Consider the following 8,022-nt stretch of genomic DNA (forward strand, 5'->3'; position numbering starts at 1 on the left):
GCAAGGCAATGTAATAAAGGGATAGATAGAGTGATGCAACCGATTATTAAACAGCTAGTAATAGAGGATATCGGTATTGTTAGTGGATTAGCCACAGGTATAGATACTCATGCGCATCGTATCACCCTCATTGAAAAGGGTCATACAATTGCTGTTTTAGGTAGTGGGATGTACCGACTTTATCCACAAGAAAACGCATTATTATACAATTATATGCTACGCAAAGAATTGGTCATCAGTGAGTATGCACCCCCAATATCTGCGCGTAAATGGACGTTTGTTGAACGTAATCGACTTGTTAGTGCATTGTCACAAGGGGTATGGGTAGTGGAAGCCGCAGAAAAAAGTGGCAGTTTAATCACAGTTGATTACGCATTAGATGAAGGTAAATCGATCTTTGCGACACCTGGTTCACCTTTGAACAAGCAAGCAGTGGGGTGTAATCGTTTGCTGCAAGAAGGAGCGATACTGGTGATCTCTGCTGATGATATTTTAAGAGAAATAACTTAGAGGAGTTGTTGATATTAAAGGGCTGCTTCTTTATCGTTGCATAGCGTTTGTATTTTTTCTTCTATTATATAGCGTTTGTTTTTAAAGACGTTAAAAAAATAGCTTTAAATAGCGACGTATTTTAGTCAATATTGTTGCAGTAATATGGAGGCTTTGAATGATCTTTATTTTACTTTTGGAATAGTTGCATGATACAATTCGAACGTACTGTTAATTAATATCTCGTGAAAAGGCTTGTAACTCGCGGGTTTTTCTATTATAGTATGTTATGTTAACTTAAACGCAACCGCTTACCATTATTAAATGGAATTGAAAGATGAGAGGACTGAAATAGTATGGCTGATTATCTAGTCATTGTTGAGTCACCAGCGAAAGCTAAAACAATTGAAAAGTATCTTGGAAAAAAGTATAAAGTAAAAGCCTCAATGGGACACTTACGTGACCTTCCTAAAAGTCAAATGGGCGTTGATACTGAAAATAATTATGAACCACGTTATATTACAATTAGAGGAAAAGGTAGTATCCTAAAAGAATTGAAACAAGCAGCAAAAAAAGTGAAAAAAGTTTATCTCGCAGCCGATCCAGATCGAGAGGGAGAAGCAATTGCATGGCATTTAGCTAACAGTTTAAACCTTGATTTAGAAGACGATCTCCGTGTGGTATTTAATGAAATCACACGGGATGCTGTTAAAGAATCGTTTAAACACCCTCGAAAGTTAGACATGGATTTGGTTAATGCACAACAAGCACGCCGTGTCCTTGACCGTTTAGTAGGGTACAATATCAGCCCTGTTTTATGGAAAAAAGTAAAAAAAGGTTTGAGTGCTGGTCGTGTACAATCGATTGCATTAAAATTAATCATTGATCGTGAACATGAAGTTAATAAGTTTGTACCTGAAGAGTATTGGACAATTGATGGTCAATTCATTAAAGGTAAAAAACAATTCCAAGCCAATTTTTATGGATTAAATGGCAAGAAAAAAGAATTGAAAGATAGCGATGATGTTAAAGAAATCGTTGATCAAATTAAGAGCAAGGATTTTGTGGTTGATAAAGTAACCAAAAAAGAACGTAAACGGAATCCTGCCGCGCCTTTTACAACGTCTTCACTGCAACAAGAAGCTGCGCGTAAACTTAATTTTAAAACACGTAAAACAATGATGATTGCACAGCAATTATATGAAGGAATCGCGATTGGACGTTCGGGTACAGTAGGTTTAATTACTTATATGCGTACCGATTCAACGCGTATATCTGATACGGCTATTGAAGCAGCAAAAACATTTATTGGTGAAACTTATGGTGAAGAGTACCTTCGTACTGAAGCGCGTAAAGATAAGAAACAAAAAGGGGCTCAAGAAGCCCATGAAGCTGTACGTCCTTCCCGTTTAGATAAATCACCAACAGAAATCAAAAAATACTTATCGCGCGATCAATTCCGTTTATATAAATTAATTTGGGAACGTTTTATTGCCAGTCAAATGGCACCTGCAGTTTTAGATACAATGAGAGTTGATTTATCTAATAATAATGTTAATTTCCGTGCGAATGGTTCTAAAATTAAATTTAATGGTTTCATGAAAGTTTACGTTGAAGGCTCCGATGATGGTACGGATGAAAAAGAAAACATTTTACCTGATATGAAAGAAGGCGAAACTGTTAAATCAGTAACCGTTGATCCCCGTCAGCATTTTACGCAGCCACCTCCACGCTATACAGAGGCCCGTTTAGTAAAAACGCTCGAGGAAATTGGAATCGGTCGTCCTTCAACTTATGCACCAACGCTTGATACGATTCAACGACGAAATTACGTCACGTTAGATAACAAACGTTTTATGCCAACTGAATTAGGTGAAATCGTTTATGGTCTGATTGCTGAGTATTTCCCTGAAATTATCGACGTTACGTTTACAGCCACAATGGAAGATAAATTAGATGCTGTCGAACATGGTAAAATGGAATGGATCCGAGTGATTGATGAGTTTTATCAACCGTTTGAAAAAGAAATCCAAAAAGCAGAAGCTGAAATGGAAAAAATTGTCATTGAAGATGAACCTGCTGGCATCGATTGCGAGTTATGTGGCAAACCGATGGTAATTAAAATGGGCCGTTATGGTAAGTTTATGGCCTGCAGTGGTTTCCCTGATTGCCGTAACACAAAGGCGATTGTAAAAGAAATCGGTGTAATGTGTCCTAAATGTAAAGAAGGTCAGGTTATTGAACGTAAGAGTAAAAAGAACCGTATTTTCTACGGTTGTGATCGTTATCCTGCTTGTGAGTATGTGAGCTGGGATCGTCCAATCGAACGACCTTGTCCAAAATGTAACGAGCATACGCTGGTTGTTAAAAAGCTTAAAAAAGGAAATCAAATCACATGTACATCTTGTGATTATAAAGAACAAGAACAACAATAGTTATCATGCTGGGGCAATTATCCATTTTGGGATTAGCCTCAGTTTTTTTAATTTTTACCTATAAACAGGAAAGTTCTGAAAGTTCGGAATTGTTTACAAATAAGCTTTTAGTATGATACGATGAATACGATTAAGGAGGCACCAACATGGAAATCAATCAAGAGAACAACCTTAATTTCAAAAAATATTTAGAAGTTGAACGAAATTATTCACCAGCTACTGTTGTGGCTTATATGGCTGATTTGAATGAATTTACATCATTTTTAATAGAAGAAAATATTACTTCGTATCTTGCAGTGGAACTTTTAGACGTTCGACTATTTTTGACGCGTTTGCATGAACAACAATTATCACGTTCGTCAGTTTCACGAAAACTATCAAGTTTACGTCAATTTTATGATTATTTATTGAGAACAGCACAGCTTGCTGAGAACCCGTTTACCTCGATATCACATGCACGTAAGTATGTTAGTCTACCGCATTTCTTTTACTCAGAAGAAATGACTGAACTTTTCGAAACAGCTGAAAAACGTCAAACAAAGCTTGCTAGCCGTGATCGTGCGTTACTTGAAGTTTTGTACGGGACGGGAATGCGTGTTGCAGAGTGTGAAGCAATGACGATGGCGGATATTGATTGGAACTATAAAACAGTCTTAGTCCATGGTAAAGGTAACAAAGAGCGACATGTGCCATTGGGGCAGTTTGCGCTTGAGGCATTGGAACTCTATATAGAGGAGTGTCGAACACCGTTGCTCGCTCATTTTAACAAAGAACATTCGACGGTTTTTATTAATAAAAATGGAGGTCCTCTCACAGCAAGAGGGATTCGTTACTGCCTGGAGCAACTGATGAAAGAAACAACTTTAACATCAAATATCCATCCGCATATGTTGCGTCATACCTTTGCGACTGATTTAATGAATGCTGGAGCCGATATGCGAACAGTACAAGAGTTATTAGGCCATGTGAGTCTTTCATCCACACAAATATATACACATGTAACGAAAGAACATCTACAAGCTACTTATCGCAAGGCACACCCACGTGCATAGCTTAATAAATAAGGTAAATTTGAATAATTTGTTTTTTATTTAAATCATTTTGGATATAAAACAATGATTAACAGTGTTTAATTGTCGCATAACATGATATACTACCAAAGGATGTAATTGTAGTTAAAAAAATATTATACTTATCTTAATTGAATTTTAATTTTTTATTGCAAAAACAAGTATTGAGCTATATTAAATAGTCAATATATATTAGGAGGAACAAACAATGAACCTTACGTTATTACAGAAAACACGAGGAATTAACTCATTATTACAAAAATCTGCAGGTCACTCTGTTGATTTTAGTGAAATGGCGCTCACGATGAGCCGACTTATTGAAGCTAACGTTTATATCGTTAGTCGCAAAGGAAAACTATTAGGTGTTTCTGAACAAATTGAAATCAATAACAATCGTATGATTAGTTTTATTGAGAGCCGTCAATTTCCTGCAGATTACACAAATAGCTTGTTTAACATTACAGAAACAACTCAAAACATTGATTTTGAAAGTCGTTATACTGTTTTCCCAGTTGAAAATGCTGGTATTTTTAAACAAGGCTTAACAACGATCGTACCTATCATCGGTGGCGGAGAACGTCTAGGAACATTAATCCTTTCACGATTAACTGAAGGTTTTAATGATGATGATTTAATTCTTGCTGAATACGGCTCAACTGTTGTTGGGATGGAAATTCTACGTGAGAAAACAGAAGAAATCGAAGAAGAAGCTCGCAGTAAAGCAGTTGTTCAAATGGCAATCAATTCACTATCATACAGTGAACATGGCGCTATCGAACATATCTTTGAAGAATTAGGTGGAAAAGAAGGCCTACTTGTTGCATCAAAAATCGCTGACCGTGTAGGTATTACGCGTTCGGTTATTGTTAATGCGCTTCGTAAATTAGAAAGTGCTGGCGTGATTGAATCACGTTCACTCGGTATGAAAGGAACTTATATTAAAGTTCTTAATGACAAATTTTTAGTAGCGCTTGAAAAAACACGCATGTAATCAGTAATATCTTAATTTAATAATACTTTGGATCATGCCGCTTGGTGAGATTTTGACTACCGCAAAGGAACGATCTAATAGATTGTTCCTTTTTGGTTTGAAAAGAATGTTAGGAAGGAAGTTGACGATGAAGACAATTAATGAAACAGAAATTAGAGTGCGTTATAGTGAAACAGATCAAATGGCCGTTGTTTATCATACAAATTATCTTGTTTGGTGTGAAATTGGTCGAACTAATTTAATTTCACAATTGGGGTTTGATTATGTACAAATGGAAGAACAAGGTTTTTTAGCACCGGTTTTAGATGTGCATTTGCAATATAAAGCTCCGTTACGTTATGGGCAGTCAGCTATTGTTAAAACTTGGATTGAAACATACGATGGCTTACGCACCACTTATGGCTATGAAGTGAGAGTGAAAGAAACAGGAGAACTTTCCTTGTTAGCAACAACGCAACATGCAATTGTTACAAAAGAAAAATTCGAACCTGCATCATTTAGACGTCATTTTCCGGAGTGGGATAAAGTTTATAAAAAGGAAGTTGAGTAAATGGCTTTTGGAATTAAGCGTTCAGAGTTAAATGATTGGAAAAAACGTGTCTCGCAAGGAGAAATAGCCTTTTTAACACATTGGTGGCAAGATAAACGTTTCCCAGGTGTTAAGAGTTTTACAAAAGTTGGCTGTGCCGACCGCGAGAAATTAATTGAATGGGGCCGTCAATATGGTTTACAGCCTGAATGGATGGATTTGAAACACGAAGATTTCCCTCATTTTGATTTATTTGGAGATAATCAATACCATATATTACGTGCTGAAGGCTTAGAGGCAACATTTGAAAGATTTGACATCACTTTATCCGAAGGAGAGACAAAGATGACGACACACACACTTATAAACGATAAAGCGAGCATTAAAGTGGCAACGCTAGGTGCAGAATTGCAATCCTTTGTTCTAAAAGAAACGGGAATAGAATATTTATGGCAAGCAGACCCTGCTTATTGGGGACGACACTCACCAGTATTGTTTCCTAATGTAGGTCGCTTAAAAGAAGACTGTTTTTATTTTGAAGGCGAACGTTATGAGCAACCACAACATGGCTTTGCACGAGACAGTGAGTTTACATTGTTGACATCCTCACCAACTCATTTATTATTTGAATTAACAGAGTCTGAAAAAACGTTAAAGAACTACCCGTTCCGTTTTAAATTACACGTGGGTTATTACTTGGATGGGGCAACTTTAAAAGTTGAATGGACGGTTGAAAACCCTGCGGATACTGATTTGTATTTTTCAATTGGAGGGCATCCAGCCTTTAATATTCCATTAGAAGCGGGTGAAAAGTTGGCTGATTATCGCTTGGCTTTCGATGCGCCGTATACAGGAGAATTATTAGGGTTAAAAGGCCCGTACTTAGAAGCGTCAGAACGTCATAAATTAACAGAAACACCTCAACAATTTATTACTTTAGATAAAAGTTTATTTGAAAAAGATGCATTGATTTTTGACGACTTAAAAACGATTAAATTAGAGGATCAACTCGGTCGTCATGGCGTGTGCGTGAACACTGCTGAAATGGCATTTGTCGGTGTCTGGTCTCCAACTGATGCTGCACCATTTGTATGTATTGAGCCGTGGCAAGGCATTGCAGATACGGTGGATACGACGCAAGAGTGGACTGAAAAATTTGCATCCCATCAATTAGCGCCGCAACAAATTTATAAAACCGCTTATGAAGTCACAGTTTACTAGTTTTTTAATAAACGTAGTTGATCTGAGCTAATACGAACAAACACCGCTTTAGGGCAGGTGTTTTTTTGTATAAAAAAAGCACTGATAATATGTCAATTACCAACGCTTTAAAAAATTAAGAAGTTTTTTTACTAGATTTAAATTTAATTTTAGATTCGGTACCATTCTTAATACGTGAGATGTTGGCGCGGTGACGGTAAAGAATAAAGATTGTCAGAATCGCCATAACGATAATTAACACGTAGTCCTTTAAGAAGATGCTAGCGATTAAACCAACAACAACGGCAATCATTGAGCTAAGTGACACGTAACGTGAAATAACTAGAACGATTACAAACACAGCCATGAGTACTAAGAAGACACTTGGACTATACCCAAGCAGAATCCCTGCAGAAGTTGCGACAGCCTTGCCGCCACGAAGTTTTGCGTAGGCTGGGTAAATATGCCCGATAACCGCGAAAACACCGATGAGTAAGGGATTGATTGGGACATGAAGCCATACAGGAAGCAAAGTTGCCAAGGTACCTTTTAAAACATCGATTATCATTACGACAATACCCGCTTTAACACCTAGTATTCTAAATGAGTTAGTAGCACCTAAGTTATGACTACCATATTCTCTGATATCTTTTTTAAAGAACCATTTTCCAATCCATAGTCCGGCAGTAAACGATCCAATTAGATAGGCAACAAGCATTAATCCAATAACTTGTGCAATAAATAGCATACGAATTCCTCTTCTCTTTAAAAATACTTAACAAGGTAATTATAGAGTATCTCTGTCATAAAAGAAACGTTTATTTTCACCAAGTGTGCTAGAATAGGGGACGGGACCAATAGACTGTTTTGTCACAGGAAACAATCACGTAAAGCGACAAAGAAACACTGTTGCTTTTATCATCATAACTGTTGATAAGTAGTGAAAATGATAAGGTAGGGCATTTTTACAGGTATAGAGTACGACGATTAAACGATTATAGTGTCATAATTAATGGTGAATTTTAGTAAATATTATAAAATTTTAAAAGATGTCGATGATTTTTTTGCGTCAATCGGTTACACTTAAATTATCGATTCTAAAGTAAAGCTGTGATTTAATTGCTGAATTTGCCTTAATTATTGGGGGAGTTATACCCGTCCGTCAATGGCTTTATTTGACAAGCGAGTCTTATTTTTGCTATTTTTAATAACGAACGCACGTTTGTGAAAGCAAACATCACATGATAGAAAGGCGCTGTTAAGCATTGGTAAAACAAACAACTGAATATAATGATGATGCAATACAGA

7 protein-coding genes are annotated in these 8,022 nt (G+C 36.7%); 6 read left to right on the forward strand and 1 reads right to left on the reverse strand.

The window, feature by feature from the left end; all coding sequences use genetic code 11:
- The 6 genes from IKV95_RS06555 to IKV95_RS06585 form a co-directional block, all read left to right on the forward strand.
- Window positions 1-510, forward strand: a 510-nt coding sequence (locus tag IKV95_RS06555) for a DNA-processing protein DprA (RefSeq protein WP_287451544.1), incomplete at its 5' end; no start/stop codon positions are given.
- 335 nt (window positions 511-845) lie between these two features.
- Window positions 846-2,924 carry a type I DNA topoisomerase gene (topA, locus tag IKV95_RS06560; protein WP_069125534.1) on the forward strand — a complete coding sequence of 693 codons (2,079 nt, stop codon included), beginning with the start codon at window positions 846-848 and terminating at the stop codon, window positions 2,922-2,924.
- Between the two features lie 152 nt (window positions 2,925-3,076).
- A complete protein-coding gene (gene xerC / locus IKV95_RS06565) occupies window positions 3,077-3,976 on the forward strand; it encodes a tyrosine recombinase XerC (protein ID WP_029090987.1) in 900 nt (299 codons plus the stop codon).
- Window positions 3,977-4,202: 226 nt separating this feature from the next.
- Window positions 4,203-4,985 carry a GTP-sensing pleiotropic transcriptional regulator CodY gene (gene codY, locus IKV95_RS06570; protein ID WP_069119952.1) on the forward strand — a complete coding sequence of 261 codons (783 nt, stop codon included), beginning with the start codon at window positions 4,203-4,205 and terminating at the stop codon, window positions 4,983-4,985.
- 127 nt (window positions 4,986-5,112) lie between these two features.
- A complete protein-coding gene (locus tag IKV95_RS06575; RefSeq protein WP_287451545.1) occupies window positions 5,113-5,535 on the forward strand; it encodes an acyl-CoA thioesterase in 423 nt (140 codons plus the stop codon).
- A complete protein-coding gene (locus tag IKV95_RS06585) occupies window positions 5,536-6,735 on the forward strand; it encodes an aldose 1-epimerase family protein (protein ID WP_081315947.1) in 1,200 nt (399 codons plus the stop codon).
- Window positions 6,736-6,850: 115 nt separating this feature from the next.
- On the opposite strand, the gene plsY is transcribed toward IKV95_RS06585, so the two are convergent.
- Window positions 6,851-7,462, reverse strand: coding sequence for a glycerol-3-phosphate 1-O-acyltransferase PlsY (plsY, locus tag IKV95_RS06590; protein ID WP_036026961.1), 612 nt, complete (start codon window positions 7,460-7,462; stop codon window positions 6,851-6,853).
- Between the last annotated feature and the right edge of the window lie 560 nt (window positions 7,463-8,022).

Source organism: Brochothrix sp. (assembly GCF_017549435.1).
In the GTDB taxonomy this organism is placed as follows: domain Bacteria; phylum Bacillota; class Bacilli; order Lactobacillales; family Listeriaceae; genus Brochothrix; species Brochothrix thermosphacta.

Bases quoted from the DNA above. Each gene is read 5' to 3' on its own strand.
- topA (WP_069125534.1), top strand. From the start codon at position 846: ATGGCTGATTATCTAGTCATTGTTGAGTCACCAGCGAAAGCTAAAACA.
- codY (WP_069119952.1), top strand. From the start codon at position 4,203: ATGAACCTTACGTTATTACAGAAAACACGAGGAATTAACTCATTATTA.
- IKV95_RS06575 (WP_287451545.1), top strand. From the start codon at position 5,113: ATGAAGACAATTAATGAAACAGAAATTAGAGTGCGTTATAGTGAAACA.
- IKV95_RS06585 (WP_081315947.1), top strand. From the start codon at position 5,536: ATGGCTTTTGGAATTAAGCGTTCAGAGTTAAATGATTGGAAAAAACGT.
- plsY (WP_036026961.1), bottom strand. From the start codon at position 7,462: ATGCTATTTATTGCACAAGTTATTGGATTAATGCTTGTTGCCTATCTA.